At 44.4% G+C, this 19,128-nt stretch carries 17 protein-coding genes; 12 read left to right on the forward strand and 5 right to left on the reverse strand.

Annotation, left to right across the window (positions count from 1 at the left end):
- Positions 1–59: 59 nt before the first annotated feature.
- Positions 60–1,121 (reverse strand): DUF6588 family protein, encoded by a 1,062-nt coding sequence (locus tag ACUNWA_RS07955; protein ID WP_445591364.1) that lies wholly within the window; start codon positions 1,119–1,121, stop codon positions 60–62.
- A gap of 202 nt (positions 1,122–1,323) precedes the next feature.
- Here ACUNWA_RS07955 and ACUNWA_RS07960 point away from each other — a divergent pair, with 202 nt between their 5' ends.
- Positions 1,324–3,516: a S9 family peptidase gene (locus ACUNWA_RS07960; RefSeq protein ID WP_445591365.1), complete on the forward strand. Its 2,193-nt coding sequence runs from the start codon at positions 1,324–1,326 to the stop codon at positions 3,514–3,516.
- 93 nt (positions 3,517–3,609) lie between these two features.
- Here ACUNWA_RS07960 and ACUNWA_RS07965 read toward each other — a convergent pair whose 3' ends face one another.
- Positions 3,610–4,854 carry a class 1 isoprenoid biosynthesis enzyme gene (locus ACUNWA_RS07965; protein ID WP_445591366.1) on the reverse strand — a complete coding sequence of 415 codons (1,245 nt, stop codon included), beginning with the start codon at positions 4,852–4,854 and terminating at the stop codon, positions 3,610–3,612.
- 201 nt (positions 4,855–5,055) lie between these two features.
- On the opposite strand from ACUNWA_RS07965, the gene ACUNWA_RS07970 reads away from it, so the two are divergent.
- Positions 5,056–5,703 carry a YkgJ family cysteine cluster protein gene (locus ACUNWA_RS07970; RefSeq protein WP_445591367.1) on the forward strand — a complete coding sequence of 216 codons (648 nt, stop codon included), beginning with the start codon at positions 5,056–5,058 and terminating at the stop codon, positions 5,701–5,703.
- 77 nt (positions 5,704–5,780) lie between these two features.
- On the opposite strand, the gene ACUNWA_RS07975 is transcribed toward ACUNWA_RS07970, so the two are convergent.
- A complete protein-coding gene (locus ACUNWA_RS07975) occupies positions 5,781–6,194 on the reverse strand; it encodes a hypothetical protein (RefSeq protein ID WP_445591368.1) in 414 nt (137 codons plus the stop codon).
- A gap of 96 nt (positions 6,195–6,290) precedes the next feature.
- Between ACUNWA_RS07975 and ACUNWA_RS07980 the strand changes: the two genes are divergently transcribed.
- The 10 genes from ACUNWA_RS07980 to ACUNWA_RS08025 all read left to right on the forward strand — a co-directional run bounded on the left by ACUNWA_RS07980 (position 6,291) and on the right by ACUNWA_RS08025 (position 16,269).
- On the forward strand, positions 6,291–8,708 hold the full coding sequence (locus tag ACUNWA_RS07980; RefSeq protein WP_445591369.1) for a TonB-dependent receptor: 2,418 nt from the start codon (positions 6,291–6,293) through the stop codon (positions 8,706–8,708).
- A gap of 2 nt (positions 8,709–8,710) precedes the next feature.
- The gene (locus ACUNWA_RS07985; RefSeq protein WP_445591370.1) at positions 8,711–9,499 is read left to right on the forward strand and encodes a PhzF family phenazine biosynthesis protein; all 789 of its coding nucleotides are present in this window, start codon (positions 8,711–8,713) and stop codon (positions 9,497–9,499) included.
- 127 nt (positions 9,500–9,626) lie between these two features.
- Positions 9,627–11,651: a thioredoxin domain-containing protein gene (locus ACUNWA_RS07990; RefSeq protein WP_445591371.1), complete on the forward strand. Its 2,025-nt coding sequence runs from the start codon at positions 9,627–9,629 to the stop codon at positions 11,649–11,651.
- Between the two features lie 163 nt (positions 11,652–11,814).
- Positions 11,815–12,729 carry a DMT family transporter gene (locus ACUNWA_RS07995; protein ID WP_445591372.1) on the forward strand — a complete coding sequence of 305 codons (915 nt, stop codon included), beginning with the start codon at positions 11,815–11,817 and terminating at the stop codon, positions 12,727–12,729.
- A 367-nt stretch (positions 12,730–13,096) separates the two neighbouring features.
- Positions 13,097–13,741 (forward strand): nitroreductase family protein, encoded by a 645-nt coding sequence (locus ACUNWA_RS08000; RefSeq protein WP_445591373.1) that lies wholly within the window; start codon positions 13,097–13,099, stop codon positions 13,739–13,741.
- Between the two features lie 12 nt (positions 13,742–13,753).
- Positions 13,754–14,071 carry a hypothetical protein gene (locus ACUNWA_RS08005; protein WP_445591374.1) on the forward strand — a complete coding sequence of 106 codons (318 nt, stop codon included), beginning with the start codon at positions 13,754–13,756 and terminating at the stop codon, positions 14,069–14,071.
- A gap of 91 nt (positions 14,072–14,162) precedes the next feature.
- Positions 14,163–14,354, forward strand: a complete 192-nt coding sequence (locus ACUNWA_RS08010) for a CsbD family protein (RefSeq protein WP_445591375.1) — start codon at positions 14,163–14,165, stop codon at positions 14,352–14,354.
- A 91-nt stretch (positions 14,355–14,445) separates the two neighbouring features.
- Positions 14,446–14,919 (forward strand): MgtC/SapB family protein, encoded by a 474-nt coding sequence (locus ACUNWA_RS08015; protein WP_445591376.1) that lies wholly within the window; start codon positions 14,446–14,448, stop codon positions 14,917–14,919.
- A 57-nt stretch (positions 14,920–14,976) separates the two neighbouring features.
- Positions 14,977–15,984 (forward strand): phosphotriesterase family protein, encoded by a 1,008-nt coding sequence (locus ACUNWA_RS08020; protein ID WP_445591377.1) that lies wholly within the window; start codon positions 14,977–14,979, stop codon positions 15,982–15,984.
- A 6-nt stretch (positions 15,985–15,990) separates the two neighbouring features.
- Complete coding sequence (locus ACUNWA_RS08025) at positions 15,991–16,269, forward strand: hypothetical protein (protein ID WP_445591378.1); 279 nt, start codon at positions 15,991–15,993, stop codon at positions 16,267–16,269.
- Between the two features lie 34 nt (positions 16,270–16,303).
- On the opposite strand, the gene ACUNWA_RS08030 is transcribed toward ACUNWA_RS08025, so the two are convergent.
- Together ACUNWA_RS08030 and ACUNWA_RS08035 are read right to left on the reverse strand one after the other, a co-directional pair.
- Positions 16,304–17,623 carry a hypothetical protein gene (locus tag ACUNWA_RS08030; protein WP_445591379.1) on the reverse strand — a complete coding sequence of 440 codons (1,320 nt, stop codon included), beginning with the start codon at positions 17,621–17,623 and terminating at the stop codon, positions 16,304–16,306.
- A gap of 23 nt (positions 17,624–17,646) precedes the next feature.
- Positions 17,647–19,056 (reverse strand): outer membrane beta-barrel protein, encoded by a 1,410-nt coding sequence (locus ACUNWA_RS08035; RefSeq protein ID WP_445591380.1) that lies wholly within the window; start codon positions 19,054–19,056, stop codon positions 17,647–17,649.
- Between the last annotated feature and the right edge of the window lie 72 nt (positions 19,057–19,128).

Consider the following 19,128-nt stretch of genomic DNA (forward strand, 5'->3'; position numbering starts at 1 on the left):
AGGGAGGCTTTCCAGACCCCCCTTTTCTTCCATATACAAAATCTAAATTTCGTTGTTGCTTATCGCACGCTAAGTGCAATTCCTGCATTATAGGATGTGTACTCTGCTTTATTGACAGATGCAAAAATATTGAAAAACGCTAATTTCAAGCGTAATCCGGCATCCATACTCAGGTTTGAAGACTCGAACCGTAATCTAATCGGATCAGGTTCATCTGTCACAATAACTCCTCCGTTTTCTGTAACACTCGGAACGGGATAAGTTCCCAATAAGTCCACCTTAGAACTGCTCTGGCTGTTTCCAATACTTCCAAAAATGGTAAGAATCGCAATCTTTTTTGAAACAATCAGCCCTAGTTTCTTAGTTGTTGTTTCAATATCCAACTGCTGATCTTCATACTGGTCCGAATTCAAATTAGGATAGCCTAAATCGTCTGGCATGAACGAGATTCCGGTATTGGCTGAGATATTCGAATACGAAGCAAAAACAGCGGCATCAAACGGCAGGTGTTTCAGCCCCGGAATCCAGTCTTTGAAACTATGCTTCACTCCTAAACCAAACATCCCCACTTTCGTTTCTTCATCACTGTCGTCTTCCAGGTTAAACTTGAGCTCAGGCACGTAGCGCACCATCACATCGGTGTGAGGCAACAAGCCAACACTCAACTGCGCGACTGGAACAGGAACAATGTCGATTTCAGTTCCACCTGGAGCACGAAACTGGTCAATTACCTGGCTTTTGTCAAGAGGATTCAACAAGTTCAGCAATGGCCCTTGGGCATCACTTCCAGAAATAGTTGGTGCGATTGAGTTTGAGGGATCAGCTAGTTCAATATTGTTAAAACTAAACTGACTCAAATCAAATGACTGGGCTGATCCGGGCACTTTAACAGCACTCACACTCATCGAAAAATCAAATCCAAGCCGATGATGAGTCTCAGCGGTATAATACCAACCATTATTCAAACCATCGCCCAGCGACTGAGCAAAGGGATTCATATAGGACTGAATCAACATGCCGGCATCATCAGGACCGGCCTTCAGAAACTCCACAACATCAGACTGAGCCGAAGCTGCCGAAACAATCGTTGCGAAGCTAAGTAATACAAATAATTTTCTCATTTTAATAAAATAAATTGGTGTTAATCTTCTTCTCAAAAACTGTATCTTTCATGCACTCCTCTATTTTTCGCCCCATAAAATTGCGGGAAATCTCGTTGTAATTATTTTTGTAGATCGTTGACCTATTTCCCAACTTTTATTATTATCAACTTTCTTTTTTCAAAAAAAAAACAAAGCTTTGACGGCTAAAATAAGTAATACTATGCATAAGATTGTATTTTCATTCTTCCTTTTTCTAACCATTGGATTCTCTTCCATTGCACAGAAAACATTAACGCTTGCCGATTTTCATCAGCATAGCACCTTTAACCAAAAATCAGTTAATGGGCTTTACTCCTCAGCCAACGGACTTTACTACACAACCCTGGAGAATAATAAACAAATTGTCAAGTACAGCTACAAAGATGGGAAAAAAGTTGAAACGGTCTTCGATCTGGACAAGCTAGAAAATGCGCCAATCAATTATTTTTCGGCTTATTCTTTTAGTCTTGACGAAACAAAAATTCTACTCACGACTGAAAGGGAAAACATCTATCGGCATTCATACAAAGCCAATTACTATGTATGGAATTCGGTTACGGAAGAACTTCAGGAGCTATCCGCTAAAGGAAAACAACAGCAAGCCACTTTTTCTCCCGATGGCGACCGTATTGCTTTTGCAAGAGACAATAACCTGTTTATAAAAACCTTGCGCTTCGGAACCGAAAACCAGGTGACTACTGATGGCGCAAAAAATGCCATTATCAATGGAGTTCCGGATTGGGTTTACGAAGAAGAATTCAGTTTCAGCAAAGCTTTTGCCTGGTCGCCCGACAGCAAATTCCTAGCCTACATTCGTTTCGATGAAACAGAAGTCAAAGAATACGGCATGAAAAAGTTTCGAGGGAAAGCCCCGGCCTTAAATGAAAATGAAACCTACCCGGGTGAATACGTTTATAAGTATCCCAAAGCCGGAGAAGAAAACTCAGTGGTTTCCGTTTTCGCCTACGACATTAAATCAAAAACCAAGGTTGAAGTTGACTTGGGAGAAGAAACCGACTTTTATATTCCCCGCATCAAGTGGACCGCAGACGCCAATGACCTGGCAGTCTTTCGGCTGAACAGACGCCAGAATGAAATCAACATTCTTTTTGCCAACCCGTTTACCGGCGACAGCCGTTTGTTTTATTCTGAAAAGAATGAGCGTTACCTGTCAGAAGACTTTTTAGACGACTTCATCTTCCTGCCAAACAATGATTACTTTGTTGTCAACAGCGAGCGCAATGGATACTCACACCTCTACCTCTATGATCGACAGGGCTTTGAAGTTCGCCAACTCACAAAAGGCGAATACGATGTAACCGATTTCTATGGTTTCGACAACAAGAAAAAAATATTCTACTACCAGGCAGCGAAAAAGTCGCCTATGCAGCGCGAAATCTATTACACCAGCCTCGACGGCAAAAAGCAAGGCATGCTAAGCCCGCTTGAAGGAACAAACAAAGCCACCTTCAGCAATGGATTTCAATATTTCATTAATGAGTTCACCAACCTTTCAACGCCCAAAACATTTAGCTTGCATGACAACCGCGGCAAACTCGTCCGGACATTGGAAGAAAACAGCGAGCTGAAAAACAAATTAGCCAACTACACCATCAGCCCCAAATCATTCTTTAGCTTTGAAACGAATGAGGGAATCAGCCTCAACGGGTGGATGATTAAGCCCGCCAACTTCGACGAGAATAAAAAGTACCCCGTGGTGATGACCCAGTACAGTGGTCCCAATTCGCAACAAGTGCGCGATGAATGGTCGGTAAACTGGAACAACTACCTAGCCCAGGAAGGCTTTCTGGTGGTTTGTGTCGATTCGCGCGGAACAGGCGCTCGTGGCGAAGATTTCCGTAAAGTAACCTACATGCAGTTGGGCAAATACGAATCAGATGATCAGATTGAAGCAGCCAAGTACCTCGGCACGCTACCCTATGTTGACACGTCAAACATCTCTATTTGGGGATGGAGCTACGGGGGTTTTATGACTTTGCTTTGCATGGAAAAGGGTGGTGATCTGTTTAAAGCCGGTATTGCTGTGGCTCCGGTTACGCATTACAAATTTTACGACACAGTGTACACCGAACGCTTTATGCGTACCCCAAAAGAAAACCCGGATGGCTATAACGATAACGCTCCGCTAAACCACGCCGAAGGAATTACAGGACACCTGCTGCTGGTACACGGATCGGCCGACGATAATGTTCACCTCCAAAACAGCATGGAAATGTCGGAAGCACTGGTTCAGGCCGGCGTGCAATTCGACATGGCTATTTACACCAATCGAGACCATGGCATTTACGGTGGCAAGACCCGTATGCACCTCTACCAGCGAATGACTGATTTTCTGAATAGAAATCTGAAATAAGCTTAACACATAAAGCAAAAAAGCTGTTGCTCATTACGAACAACAGCTTTTTTGTTTTCCACAGAAATTAACTTGCAGTGAATATTCACCACCTTAATCCTCAACCGGATTGAGTGGTGCTGCAAAAACCCGCTTTTTCAATTGCTCCAGCAGCACATGTTTCTGCGGAGTGAAGAACTTATGCCGATCACGCACAAAACTGAAAGACAGAGGAGAAACCTGCTCCAGGTTATATTGAAATGCCTCCGTGTAAAATTGCTTATCCACAGCTACTGATTCGACAAAAAACAACAAAATACTTTTTTGCAGCAAGCCTTTAAAATCGAGTGCCACCCGACTCAACAAGCTGGAAGAATCGGTCAATACCTGCTCGCCAAAATTATAGGTTTTATAAATCATGGCATCCAGTTTTTGCTCTTGGGTCGCTTTTGAGAAGGCAGTCAGCAAGCCATCTTCCAAATCTTCTTTCACATCCTGAACATCATCTAGCAACTGCAGGTAAGCACCATAACCAAACAAAAAACACTTCTCCTCTTCGCTTAAGTTTCCGGCAATCAAATAACCATCAGCCAGCACAGAGGCACCTCCTTTGGCCAGACAAATACGGATCGCCTCATCATCCGACATGGTGTTACGACCAAAAAGAGCCATGCTCTGTGTTTGAGCCTGATGAATCCCCAAAAGCGAATCAAAAACTTGTGGATATTCCTGCCGGCCATACTGGCTTTCAATCATACTTACCAAAGTATAGATTTTTTGTTCCTGCTCGTTTATCGGATCAACTGCCTTTCCATCCAGCCGATCGGCAAAACGACTGCTGAACTCCTGCTTCTCTTTCGAAGAAATCTGTGGATCATCCACAAAATTATCGGTGTAAGGATAAAGCATGCTATAGGCAAAAATGGAGGGAGTCAGCTCAACCCGACGCCCTAAAATAAGCTGAAGACCAGTCATAATCCAAACATTGCGGCAGGCTTGAAAAATACTCTGAATGGACAAGCTCGGATCAAACTTTTTTGCCTGCTTGATAAAGGCTTTCGTCGCATTCATCATCTCGCCCGAAAACATCAGGTCGATCTCCTCATGTTCATACGAAAAAGCATTCTGAAACAAATCGCGTAACTGCCCAAGCACAAATTCATCCAACACATTCGACTCGGAATAGGCTTTCAATAAATCCGAATCCAACTTTTTCATCGACTTTAAAAAGGTATCGACATACAGTTCCTTCCGTTGCTTTTCTTCCCTATTCACCACACCTCCCCAAGGAGATTGTGTTGGCGAAGTTTGATTCCACAAATCCGTAAATTGATCGGTCAGCCGGCTAATTTCCATCATCTTTTTAGTTTTGAAAATACTAACATCAAATCAAACAAAATTGAATGACAATTAAACCGATTATCCGACAAACGTCTGAAATTAATCGATAAAACCTCGTTTCTTGAAAACAGATTCTCACCGTTTTTGGGTAATCCAATTCATCTTAGGATAGAATATTCGAATTTGATTGTCTAAATTGCAAAAAAAATCAGATGCAATATGGAGCACGCTTTATCAGAACACGAACAACTTTTTTTCAACGATGGCTACCTTTTGGGAAAAGAAGCCGCCAAAAACAGCTACCGCGAGGAGGATCTATTTCAAGCCATGAAGCAACAATATAAAGCAATTGATCAGCTCATTGATTCGATATCTACCGTGGCGCGACAACAAGACATGCCCATTCATTGCCAAAAAGGGTGCAGCTACTGCTGTCATCAAGCGGTTTTTGCCAATTCCTATGAATTGCATTACCTCGGGCACCTCATGCAACAAGCACTTGCTAAGGAAGAAATGAAACTCATTTACGATAAGGCACATTCCAAAAACAAAATCACTTCGGACCTAGAGGAAAAAGCAATGCTGAATTACAAAAGCCCTTGTCCGTTGCTTACAGATGGTTCTTGCAGCGTTTATGAAGCCCGCCCCATGGCCTGCCGCATCTACCTTTCGACCAAGCTAAGTACTTGTCGGGAATATTATCAAAACCCGGAAAATGAAGAAAACTATCCAGCCCTATTGGATTTTCCATTAATGGCCGGACGCATGATGAATGAAGGATTCATGGCTGCCCTAAAAGAAGAAGGCATCGAGATCGCTGAATTCCGCATGGAAGAAGGCTTACAAAATCTGCTCGCTTCTCATTAATCATCTTCCGGCGGGGTCGATTCTCCCAAGAGCGTTTTTGACAGCTTCCTTGCCATCGTCAGGTAAGTCTTACAGAATTAGTAATTTAACTTGGCACGAATACTCACGATCCGTTGTTGCCGTTCCATAGAATAGCTTTGACTATTTCGATCAACAAAGACGAGCAATTCGCCGGCCTTATGGTAGTAAATCTGCTGCCGTAAAAAGGTTTCGTTCTCCAAGGCCACATCACCCAATTGTTCTAGCAAGGAAGCAAATTGCTCCATATTTTCATCAGACAATAACTTTTCCTGCACCACCTCCACAAAGGCAGAATCGTCCAGAAAGAGCAAGTCATTTAACTTAAAATCAAGTTCCTCTTCAAGCTCGCAAGCTACCGAAGCAATTTCTACCCAAGGCTGCACTTCTTTCTTCTGAAGTCGGAGAATCAGTCGGGCCAGAAAAGCTCCCATCTCCTGAATCTGATGGATCAAATAATCGCGACGCTCCATATTAGCAGTTTAATGGTTGGACAATTTCTAAAGTTAAGTACAATTATTCAATTTGAAATAAGCTGATATAGATCAAAGAATATTATTTTTGTTTCTATGAAATCCGGAAAACCTTTTCTCCTTCTTATAGCAAGCCTGTTTTTTTCATTCCAATTAGTCGCCCAGCGAAACAATGCGACCTTGCTGGGAATCGTTACCGGAGAAAAAGGCCAGCCGATCGAACTAGCCAACATTTCCATCAAAAATTACCCTATTGGAACGATTACCGACCGAAAAGGAAATTACCTGCTACGCATTCCTGCGGAAAAAGATATAACGCTGGTTTTTTCCTGCATGGGCTACCAACCCATTGAACACGTAATTCAGGCCAGCGAAGAAGAACGACTGGAGCTGAATGTCCAACTTAGCATCCAGCCCAACGCCATCGATGAAGTGCAGATTTCGCGCCGCCAACAAGCCAATGGAACGATGACCCGCCTGGATCCAACCTTCACCAACAACCTGCCCGATGCCTCTTCCAGTGGCGTTGAAGCACTGATCAAAACCCTTCCCGGCGTTTCATCAAGCAACGAACTTAGCTCACAGTATTCGGTGCGCGGAGGCAACTTCGACGAAAACCTGGTATATGTTAATGATATCGAAATCTACCGTCCTTTTTTGGTTCGTTCGGGCCAGCAAGAGGGTTTGAGTTTCATCAACCCGGAAATGGTGTCAAGCATCGAGTTTTCTGCCGGGGGCTTCGATGCCCGCTACGGCGACAAAATGGCTTCGGTGCTGGATATTAAATACCGAAAGCCGGTTGCATTTAGTGGCAGTACAAGTGCTAGTCTGCTTGGTGGCTCGCTACATCTGGAGAACCTGAGTAAAAACAAAAAATTGAGCTATACCGGTGGTGTACGCTACAAAACCAACCGTTATTTACTGGGAAGTCTGGATGAAAAAGGGAATTACGATCCGAGTTTTATCGATGTTCAAACCTACATCACCTACCACTTTACTGATCAGTTCGACTTGTCTTTTCTTGGAAACCTCGCAACCAACAACTATCATTTTAAACCCGAATCCCGCGAAACAAGTTTTGGAACTTTTCAGACTGTTTACAATACAAAAATCTACTTCGATGGACAGGAAAAAGACCGTTTTACGACCACGCTGGGCGCGCTTTCAGCCAACTATCACCCCAGCAACAAGCTCAATCTGAAGTTTATCGCATCTGCCTTTCAAACCAAAGAAGAAGTCAACTACGATATTCTTGGAAACTACTACCTAAACGAGCTGGAACAGGACATGGCTTCCGAATCCGCGGGCGACAGTGTGCTTAACCTGGGCATTGGCACCTTCCTGAATCATGCCCGAAACAAGCTATTGGCAGAAGTATTCAGTTTTTCGCACAAAGGTGCTTACAGCAGTTCCAGCCACCTCTTGAACTGGGAGATCAAAGCTCAGCTGGAAACTATTGACGACCGTATGAATGAGTGGGAATTGCGCGACTCAACGGGTTATTCGCTTCCCTATTCTGATGAGAAAATAGAACTATTTCGTGTAGTCAATACCAATAATCAGATGAACAATATGCGTCTGTCGGGTCACCTGCAAGACACCTATGCCGTGCCCATGAACAGTGGCGAACTTTACCTGACCGGCGGACTTCGATTCAATTTTTGGAATTATACCAACGAATGGCTGCTGAGTCCGCGCTTTTCGGTTAGCTATTATCCAAAGTGGCAAAACAAGCTTATTTTTCGGTTTGCTGGAGGAAGCTACCAACAATCCCCCTTCTTTAAAGAGCTGAAAGACCGCAATGGCAACATCAATTCCAGCGTCAAAGCCCAAAAGTCAACCCAACTTGTATTAGGAACCGACTACCTTTTCCGCGCCTGGGATCGTCCGTTTAAACTGAGCTCCGAAATATACTACAAATACTTTTCGCACTTGATCCCTTACCAGGTTAATAATGTTCAAATCCGCTACCTGAGAGATCAGGAAGCCACTGGCTACGCTGCCGGCCTTGACTTTAAGGTGAACGGCGAGTTTGTGAGCGGGGTACAGTCGTGGGCCAGCATATCGCTATTACAAACCAAGGAAGATATCATAGGCGATGGACATGGATGGATTCCCCGGCCTACCGATCAGACACTTAACCTGAGTTTGTTTTTTCAGGATTATTTCCCCGGAAACCCCAGTTACAAAATGCACCTGGCAGCGTTTTACGGCTCACGGCTTCCTATCGGGCCTCCCAACGGCGAGCGGCATCAAGACACTTTTCGGATGCCCCCCTATCGCCGGATCGACATCGGCTTTTCCAAAATTGTTATTGGCCCCCAAAGCCGCAGCACCGCCAAGCTGCTGGCTCCCATCAAAGACCTTTGGTTAAGCCTGGAGGTCCTCAACCTACTTGGTGTTCGGAATACCGTTTCGTACCTTTGGGTATCGAGCAATAGCGGCGACATGTTTGCCGTCCCCAATTACCTGACCGACCGCAAATTAAATTTGAAATTAACCGTAAAATTCTGATCATGAAACTTCCCATTTTCCAGGTTGATGCCTTTGCTGAAAAGCTATTTCAAGGAAACCCCGCCGCCGTTGTTCCACTAAAAGAATGGCTAGCCGATAAGCTGATGCAAGCCATTGCAATGGAAAACAACCTATCGGAAACCGCTTTTTTTGTGCCTACCAAAGCCGGATTTAATATTCGTTGGTTCACCCCAAAAGCCGAAGTCGATTTGTGTGGACATGCCACCCTTGCCACCGCACACATTATCTTCAACGAAGCTAACTATCCGAAAAGCACCCTTTCGCTGGACAGCCGAAGCGGCAATTTGACGGTAACCAAATTAAATGATTTACTACAACTTGACTTCCCCGCGGACACCATTCAGCCGATTGAAGAACCAACGGAGTTAAGCCAGGCTGTCGGGAAAACACCCAGCGCCTGCTTCCTTGGAAAAACCGATTACCTGTTTGTGTACGACAGTCAGCACGAGCTGGAGCAAATGCAACCCGATTTCGGAACGTTAACTCAAACAGGAGCCCGCGGAATCATTGTCACCGCTCCCGGCAATGACTGTGATTTTGTCAGTCGTTTTTTTGCTCCCGGCCTGGGTATTGACGAAGATCCGGTAACTGGATCAGCCCACACCACGCTGATGCCCTATTGGACTGATCGCCTACAACAGCAAGAGCTATCGGCCCGACAGATTTCTTCACGCGGTGGCCAGCTCCAATGCACCTTGCAGGGCGACCGTGTTCTCATTGCCGGAAAAGCCACAACCTACCTGCGCGGAGAGATTTTCATCGATTCATAAAAAAAGCGCAGCACATCGCAAAAAACTTTCCTTCGCTCCTCGTGTTTCAGTTTAAAGCAAAACCGGCCAGTTGACAGCCTGCATTTTCAACAGACAGCCAACTGACCAACTCAGGAATGGAAAGAATATGGAAAAACACGAATATACCAACGAACTGATTCACGAAACATCGCCCTACCTTTTGCAGCACGCGCACAACCCCGTGCATTGGATGCCCTGGGGTGAAAAAACCCTACTTCGGGCGAAGAGGGAGAATAAACTTCTGCTAATCAGTATCGGATATGCCGCTTGCCACTGGTGCCACGTTATGGAACACGAGTCGTTTGAAGATCCGGATGTTGCACGGGTAATGAATACACATTTTGTGTGCATCAAGGTGGACCGGGAGGAACGGCCTGATGTGGACCATATCTACATGAGCGCAGTCCAATTGATGACCCAACGTGGAGGATGGCCCTTAAACGCCATTGCTCTACCTGATGGCCGTCCCATCTGGGGAGGAACCTATTTTCAGAAAGAAGTATGGGTGAATGCTCTGGAACAAATCCACGCTTTTCACCAGCAAAACCCCGAAAAAACAGAAGAGTACGCTGAACGCCTCAGCCAAGGGATTCGCGAAAGCAATCTGACTCCCATCAATCAAACACCCCAAACGCTTGACACCAGCCAGCTGAAACATGCTGTCTCTCATTGGAAGTCTAACTTCGACCGGCTTGAAGGAGGCAGCAAAGGTGCGCCCAAATTCATGATGCCTAACAACTTACAATTTCTGCTGCACTGGGCTCATCAGATGAACGACCAGGAGACGCTTTCTTATGTTGAAACGACCTTGGAGAAAATGGCTCGCGGGGGACTCTATGATCAGGTTGGCGGGGGTTTTGCCCGCTATTCGACCGACAGCTATTGGAAGGTGCCTCATTTTGAAAAGATGCTTTACGACAACGCACAGCTATTAAGTGTTTATGCACAAGCCTTTCAAAAAACGAAAAACCCACTTTACCAGGAAGTCGTGCAGCAAACCATTGCTTTTATCGAACGAGAGCTGCTTTCACCGGAGGGCGGCTTCCACTCTTCGCTGGACGCCGATAGCGAGGGCGAAGAAGGCAAATTTTATGTATGGCAAAAGCAGGAGCTTCAGAAACTGTTGGGGCCGGAGTTTCCACTCTTTGCCAACTACTACCAAGTCAACGAAAACGGACATTGGGAGAATGGCAACTACATCCTGCTGCGGCGACAAGCTGACGAAACCTTTGCCACCAAACACCACCTGCCAGTGGACGAACTAAAACTACGCGTCAGAAACTGGCAGAAACACCTTCTCCATGCTCGGGAACAACGCATCCGACCGGGGCTTGACGATAAAATTCTGACTTCGTGGAATGCATTGACCATTTCAGGCTTAGTTGCTGCTTACAGGGCTTTTGGAGAGGCTGATTATCTGCGGCTAGCCGAAAAGAACTTTCAATTCCTGAAAGAAAGACAACTGACAGCAACAGGTAATCTGCGCCATTCCTATAAAAACAAAACCAGTAAAATAGACGGTTTTATGGAAGATTATGCCTTGTTGATTCAGGCCTTAGTCGACTTGTTTGAAACAACTGGCAACAACTCCTACCTGGACGACGCACAACAACTAACGAACAAAACCTTTGAGCATTTTTACGACAGTGAAAAGAACATCTTCTATTTTACGGCCGAATCACAAACCAATCTCATAACCCGGAGTGTCGAGGTACACGACAATGTCATTCCCGCATCCAACTCGGTGATGACAAATAATTTATTCCGGATGGGCCATTTAACCGGAAAACAGGACTATTTAATAATGGTAGAGCGCATGCTGGAAAAACTGGTCGAAGATTTCCAAACTTACCCATCGGGCTACTCCAACTGGATGCAAGTGGCCCTCAACTTCACCGGCAAGCATTATGAAGTGGCGCTTGTTGGCGAACAAGCATTCAAAAAGCTAAAGGTGTTGCAAATGCACTACCTTCCCCAATGCCTGTTCTGCGCCAGCCTAACCGACAGCCAACTACCTCTCCTCAAAAATCGGTTTACCAAATCCAAAACCTGGCTTTACGTTTGTCAAAACAACAGCTGCCAACTTCCATTGGAATCGGTTTCGGAAACATTAAAACGACTTCAACCGTAGGAAAGAACCTTAAATAGCGGCGGCGCAAACCCAAAAAAAGCAGCGCCCTCAATCTCAAAAACAGTCTTATCTTTGCCCGGCTCTTCGCAGGCAGTTTTTTTGACAAGCAATTCCTGCAGAGCACCAGCAATGATCAAGTATTAAATATATCCGGCATTCAGGCATGACAAACAACCAAAAAGGTATTTCGTATGCTGTTGTAACAGCTTTTTTCTGGGGATTTCTTGCTATTTTTCTAAAAATAGCAGTGCAGGAAGTCGCCCCACAAACCATTGTCTGGTTTCGTTTTGCAGTAGCCTTTGTTTTACTGGCCGGCTGGCAGTTGGTTCGTCACCCACAAAGGATGCGCATCCTTGTTCGTCCACCATTACTATTGGTTTTCGCCGCCATGGCCCTATCTTGGAACTACCTTGGATTTATGCTTGGCATTCATTACACCACTCCGAGCAACGCCCAGTTGATTATCCAAACTGGGCCCATCCTACTGGCACTGGCCAGTGTCGTCCTGTTTAAAGAAAAAATACGAAAACTCCAACTTATTGGCTTTATTGTCGCTTCCATCGGCTTTGTCTTTTTCTACAGTCAGCAAATCAAATTGATGATTGGACAGGAAGGTAACTACAACCTAGGCATTTTACTCACCCTGAGTGGAGCGATGGCCTGGTCGGTGTATGCGATTCTGCAAAAGCGTTTGGTATTGACACACTCAACGGCAAGCTTAAACTTATTCTTATTTGGATTTCCTGCGCTCATTTACTTTCCGTTTGTTGACTTTGCTCCTTTACTTCAGCTAAGTTGGATTTGGTGGGCCATCTTAATTTTCCTGGGACTCAACACCCTCATTGCCTATGGAAGTCTGGCCCAAGCCTTAAAATATACACAGGCCAACAAAGTAAGCATCATCATCATTTTGAATCCGATGATTACCTTCATCGTCATGGGGATACTGACCGATATGGAGGTTTCCTGGATTGACGGAGAGCAGTTTTCGTTGCTATCACTCCTGGGTGCCATAATCATACTGTGCGGTGCCGTTTTGGTTGTTGGACGCAAAAAAAGGCAAGCCACTCATAAATAAGAGGTCTTATTATCACTTAATTCGAGCTGCAAAAGCTCAAAATACTACCAACATCAATTGCACTTATCAGAAGATTTCTTTTCTGATTAAGCAAACTTTCAGAAAACACACCAGCCAGGCACTACCTTAAGTCGTATCGTGATTCGCTCTTTCCATAAATTGCAAAAAAACAGATCGGGGAATTAGTTCTACATTTCCACACGATCAACTTCAATCAGATTAAAAACCCACAAAAGCTGTCAAAAGCTAAAACACCGCACCAAGCACTGGCTAACAACCACATACAAACGCAAAGCTATTCCTCACTGAGAGTTTGGCAAGGTTTTTTCACCTCTAAAAAAGAAACAACGAATAAGAAGAGAATAATATGAAGAGTGAGAGCGAACCGAAAAACGAATTAAAAACAGCAACCGCGAAAGAACGACACTTTCAGGAAATAATTGAAACCCGTTGGAGTCCGCGCAGTTTTCTGGACCAACGAATTCCCGACGAAACCATCTTCAAATTATTCGACGCCGGAAAAACGATCATGTCATGTTTTAACGAGCAACCCTGGCGGGTCATTTTTGCCAGCAAAGAAGATGAACATTACGCCAAACTATTTGATTGTCTAGGTGAATTTAATCAGAAATGGGTACAAACGGCCCCTTGTCTGGGAGTTGTACTGGGCAAAAAACACTTTACCCGAAACGATAAAGTCAACCGACATCATTTATACGATTCCGGTGCTTTTATGGCAACTACCACACTAATGGCCGCCAGCTTAGATTTATTTGTCCACCAAATGGCTGGCTTTTCGTCAGAAAAAGTCATGGAGTACTTTCAAATTCCAAACGACTATGTCCCTGCTGCCATGTTTGTCATTGGCAAACTTGGTGATCCCAGGCAGCTTCCCAAGGAGTTTGAAGAAAAAGAACTCCAGTCATCTCCCCGAAATGGAGTAGATCAGTTTCTGTTTGGCGCCCAATGGGGAACTCCTTATAAACTAAAAAAAGGGGACATTAATCTTTAAAACTCAATTGTCATGAATAAGAATAATCAATATTCCACAATGTTAGAAGCCATGCAAGACCTGACTAAAAGAGGTTACACCCACAATTTTAGGGTAAACGAACATGGGCAGCTGGAAGAAAACAAAACCGTGCATTATCCACCTAATGAAGTGGAGTTACATGAGTTTCATCGCTTTGAGGGAGAAACTAACCCTGCAGACATGAGTATTGTTTATGCAGTACAAACCAAGTCGGGTGCCAAGGGCACTGTGGTAGACTCATACGGAGTGGACGGTTCAGAGATCACCTCAAAATTCATGAATAGTATTGACCAGAAACAATTTGACTAACAAGAGCATCAGCAAAATAGAAATAAGGCTGAGCATGCTGATGACTCCTTAAGAACTCAGCCAATAATTGTAACAACAAAAAATAAATTTTATGAGTGCAACGAAAGACAAACTTAAAGGAAACTGGAATACGATTAAAGGAAAACTCAAGCAGGAATATGCCGTATTAACAGAAGATGACCTGAGCTACCAGGAAGGTCTGGAAGATGAACTTTTGGGCCGGATTCAGCAAAAAACAGGCCAAACAAAACAACAGATCAAAGACTTCATTGATCAACTGTAAAAGCAAAATCTATAGCGGAAAGCGATTCGGTGCTAACGAATCCTTTCCTATGGCAGCAATAAAAACGTTGAATAAATAAAAAAAAGAAATCATGGTTGCCTACGAAAGTCAATTTTGGATTTTAATCGACGTGCTTATTGCCGCCGTCCTTTCAAGCCTCATTGGTTTGGAAAGAGAAAAGCTATCGAAACCCGCAGGTTTGCGCACCAACATGATTGTTGGTAGCATTTCCTGCTTTTTTGTTTCTATCAGCCCCACACTCAGCAACTTCATTCAATCGAACATCGAGCATGAATTAATCAGCGTTGATCCCATCCGTATACTTCAAGCGATCATTGTGGGGGTCAGCTTTATTGGTGCCGGCACCATTCTGAAATCAAAGGAAGAAAACACCGTACAGAACCTAACGACTGCCTCCACCCTGCTCTACTCCACAGGCATCGGCATTTCCGTGGCGCTAAATGCATACGTCATTGCTTTGGGGCTGGCGCTGATTGGATTAATCATCAACTCACTGCACCATTGGCGAAAAATGAGAAGCTTTTTTTCAAGACGCAAGAAATAACACGCAGCTCCTTGACTTACAAGCTGAATCGTGTAACTTTGGTTGAAAACGAACTCCATGCGGCATCTTATTTTCTTTTCAACGTTGATTTTTATCCTGGCTTGCTCCAAGCAGCCTGAAGGAAACATTATCACCGTCAACGGAACCATCACCCCCCATGAACTTGGAAGAACACTGACACACGAACATATTTTAGTTGACTTTTCCGGAGCTGAAAATTATCACCCCGAAAGCTACAACCAGCAAGAAGCCTTTGACCGGATTTTACCCGAATTACAGAAACTAAAGGCCTACGGCGTGCAGTCATTTATAGAGTGTACTCCTCAATTTGTTGGGCGCGACGTGATTCTACTTAAAAAATTGGCTGACGCCACGGGCTTAAATATCCTAACCAACACCGGTTTTTATGGTGCTCAAAACAATAAGTTCATTCCGAAACATGTGTTTGACATGCCTGCTGAAGCCATTGCGGCCTTTTATATTGCCGAGTTTGAACAAGGCATTGAAGGGTCGGGCGTTCGTCCCGGATTTATTAAAACAGCAGTAGACCGAAAACCTTTATCTGACTTTCACGCCAAGCTGGTTCGTGCGGCCGCTATCGCCCATAAAGCCACCGGCCTAACCATCATGTCGCACACCGGACCGGCACTACCTGCTTTTCAGCAATTGGAAATTCTGACAGCGGAAGGCGTTGCTCCCGAAGCTTTTATCTGGACACATGCCAGCGATGAAAAAGACTGGACAAAGCTGGTAACAATTGCCCGAATGGGTGCCTGGATTTCGCTTGACAAATACGGCTGGGATGAAAATTACCTAAAGGGTGAAGTCTTGATTTATCTGAAAAAGCAAGGGGTACTGGACAAGGTTTTAATTTCGCACGATGCGGGCTGGTACGACCCCAATCAGCCAGACAAAGCCATTCAGCCCTATACGCCCATTTTTGAAACGCTGATCCCCAGCCTGCAAGCCAATGATTTCACCACTGCTGACATTGACCAGTTGCTGATTCACAACCCGGCCAAGGCGTTTACGGTTACCAAACGATTAATCACTTCATCAAACTAAAACACCATGAAAAGATTTTTGTACCCAAGCCTTTTTCTATTGATTTCCCTGCTCCTTTTTTCGGCCTGTGCCACCCAATCAATAGGTAGTATAACCAACCCTCCAGGTTTTCTGCACGGCCTGCTGCATGGATTCATTATCCTGTTCAGCTTTATCGCCAGCTTGTTTACCGACTATGAAATTTACGCTTTCCCCAACACCGGTGGCTGGTACAACTTTGGTTTCCTGCTAGGGGTGATGATGTTTTGGGGCGGCGGCGGTGCCAGCTCTAAAAAATGCCGGTAGCACATAAACCAGCCTGTAAAACCGGAAGCTAAGGCTATTGCAAATAATAGTAGGCCTTATCGTGATACCAACCTCCCATCCCAAGTAAGTTGCCGCGATGATCGGCAAACAGTTGCCGTATGTCTAAAGCTGACACCTTTTCAAAGTTCACAAAATCGCGCGTACGATAAACACCGCCCACAACAACAGCCATGTAATAATAATCTCCGGTTTTCACAAAAATCTGTTTTTCTCTGTAATTGGTATGTCCGTAGTCCTGAAAAACTCGTTGCCAATTAAGTCCTGCATCCGCTGATTTATAGACATAAAAAGCGTTGTATCCCTGATCGCGCATTAACTTGATCAGCTCATTCTCTTCGGTAAGGTACAACCGCTGAAGCAAAGGAGACTGCTCTACTACTTCCCAAACCGTACCTCCATTGGTTGATTTATATAGCGTATAATTCAACTCGACCTGCGTCAGTAAAAAGATTGTCCCGTCGGCCAGACTGCAAACATCCACCAACTCCTGCGTAGGATCCATGCCCTCATAGTTTTCAATCCAGGTTTGCCCACCATCTATGGAGTGCTTGATCCCCTTTTGCCAGGTAAAGGCCCACAAGTAGTCGTTCTCACTCATTTGAAAATAAAAGGCACCATCTGTTCCATAAGGGTGTGTAAGCTCCTGCCAGCTTTCTCCCTGATCAGAACTTCGAAACAAGGGTCCCCGCCAGCCTACCCGATAGATATTGCCCTGGGAATCAACCTCCAAACTACTTACATCGCACCTTGCACCTTCCACATAAATTTGGTCCCACTGGTACGGTTTTTCTCCCTGCTTATAAAGCTTACATCCTGCAACTGCCAGGGTTAATTGATTTTCAACATCAAATACTACATCATCAAAATCATTGTGTGGTTTGAAATCCACCTCACTCCATTCCTGCTTTTTCAAGGCATAAGCTGTTAAATCAATCTGATTCAACAATTCCCCTTGCCGGCTAAACAAATGCAAACGGGCCATTTGCTTGCCCGGTGTATCTCCCAGCTTCCATCCCGTCAAAACCTGTCCTTCTGCATCAGAAAACAATCGCTGATCATCCAGCTGCCCGCCGCCGGTAAGAACTTCCAGCTCCAACGGATAATTGCCGTTTTCCTGATGGAGCTGATCCATCAATTGCAAACCAATCTTATTGTCAAGGTATTCTCCGACAAGACCAATTTGCTGATCGCCTTGCACAATATGATAAAGCTGAATGATCGATTGAGTGGCTGGCCCCACATACCGGTCACAGGCCACACTACTTATCATTAAAAATACCAAGCACTTCTGAAGAACCGTAAGCCAATATCTTTTTCCATTTAAATAGTTCATTGGTTTTGTTTTTTTCAGTTTGATTAGAACAATGGAATGCATAATCCGGCTGAAAGTGTCAAAGAGCTGTTTCTGAATTTTTCATTCCCCTCATAACCTATGGAAAGCTTTTCATCTAGGATATTCAGCACTCCGTGCGTGTATCGGGTTTCAAAACTCAACACCCAGGCATGAAAAAGCTCCAGGCGGTAGCCCATCCCCACAAGCCACCCCGCATCCTTATTGTTAAAGTCGCCCTCTACAGCATCATATACATAAGTTCTTGCATAGCGATAATTATTATTATCAGCGTATTTGTAAAAAAGATCGCCTTTGCTTGTCGCATTCATCATAAAAGCAACGTACGCTCCAACATCAATAAAAAATCCCAACTCATCCTCATAGCCCAGACGAAAATAAACAGGCAGAGAGAGATAGTCCAAATCAACCTTAGTATCAACCTTTTTATATCCACCAAAATAATCAGCATACACTAAACGATAAACATAGGGACTTTCTCCCTCAACACGATACCCCCGACGATCAAACAAAACATCACTCATCATGGAAAGGCCATTGCCCAAACGGCAGCTCAGGCTAAGTCCTGCAGAAAATCCTTGATGTGATTCGTAGCTATGGTTGTCACTTTTATTCCGGATTGAATTCAGGTTATAGGCCAGCCGTGGCACTGCCCGCCATCGCGAACCGAGGTCTTCCGCTGTTCCTGCAACTCCATTTTCCGGAGTTGTTTTTTTGCTTTTCAAAGCATAGCGAATACCAAAATTTAACTCACTTCCCTCATTTTTTCCTTCATAAACAGGAAAAAACTCATTGAGTCCAACAGCGTAACGTCCATCCACAAACAGGCTAAGTTGCGAAGTAAGCGGATAAGAAATTCCGACCGAAAATAAATACCCCCAATCGTAATGATCCATCTGGTCATCCTGCGTCGGGGGCAGTAGATCCCGATCCTTCCCGGTAAACTCATCGTTGATCAAAAAAGAATAAAACATTCCGGCTCCCAGTTCCAACTCCAGCCTCGTTGGCGTCTTATACTTCAGCATCAAGGGCACACGCAAAAACTGGTAATCCCTTGACTGATTAGCCGGGACATACATTGGCGGTCCAATAATTCCGTAGTCTGTATTCAACGACCCCGTGGGCATTGGAAAAATATCATCCGGATAAGCCGCTTCATAACTACGAAACTGCTTATAGTAATATGAAATTAAACCAACTTCTGCTTGGAGAGCTACCCGTTCATTCAACATATAATTCAGCATTAATCCCGCAGTTGATCCGGGTTTGGCAGGCCACTTATCATGTTGTAGATTTCCATTAAGATTCGAAAAGCTGGCTCCGGAATACAAACCCACTCGAAAATCCTGAGCCTGAAGGGAATTGTAAAAGGTTAGAAAAGAAACCCATGCAATAAGAGTTAGGATTTTTTTCATAAAGCAATAGTTTTTATAGTTGATGAACAATAGCCCAAAATGGTTGCGTCAACAACTGATCTTCTATGGCTT

It is taken from the genome of Sunxiuqinia sp. sy24 (assembly GCF_052677165.1).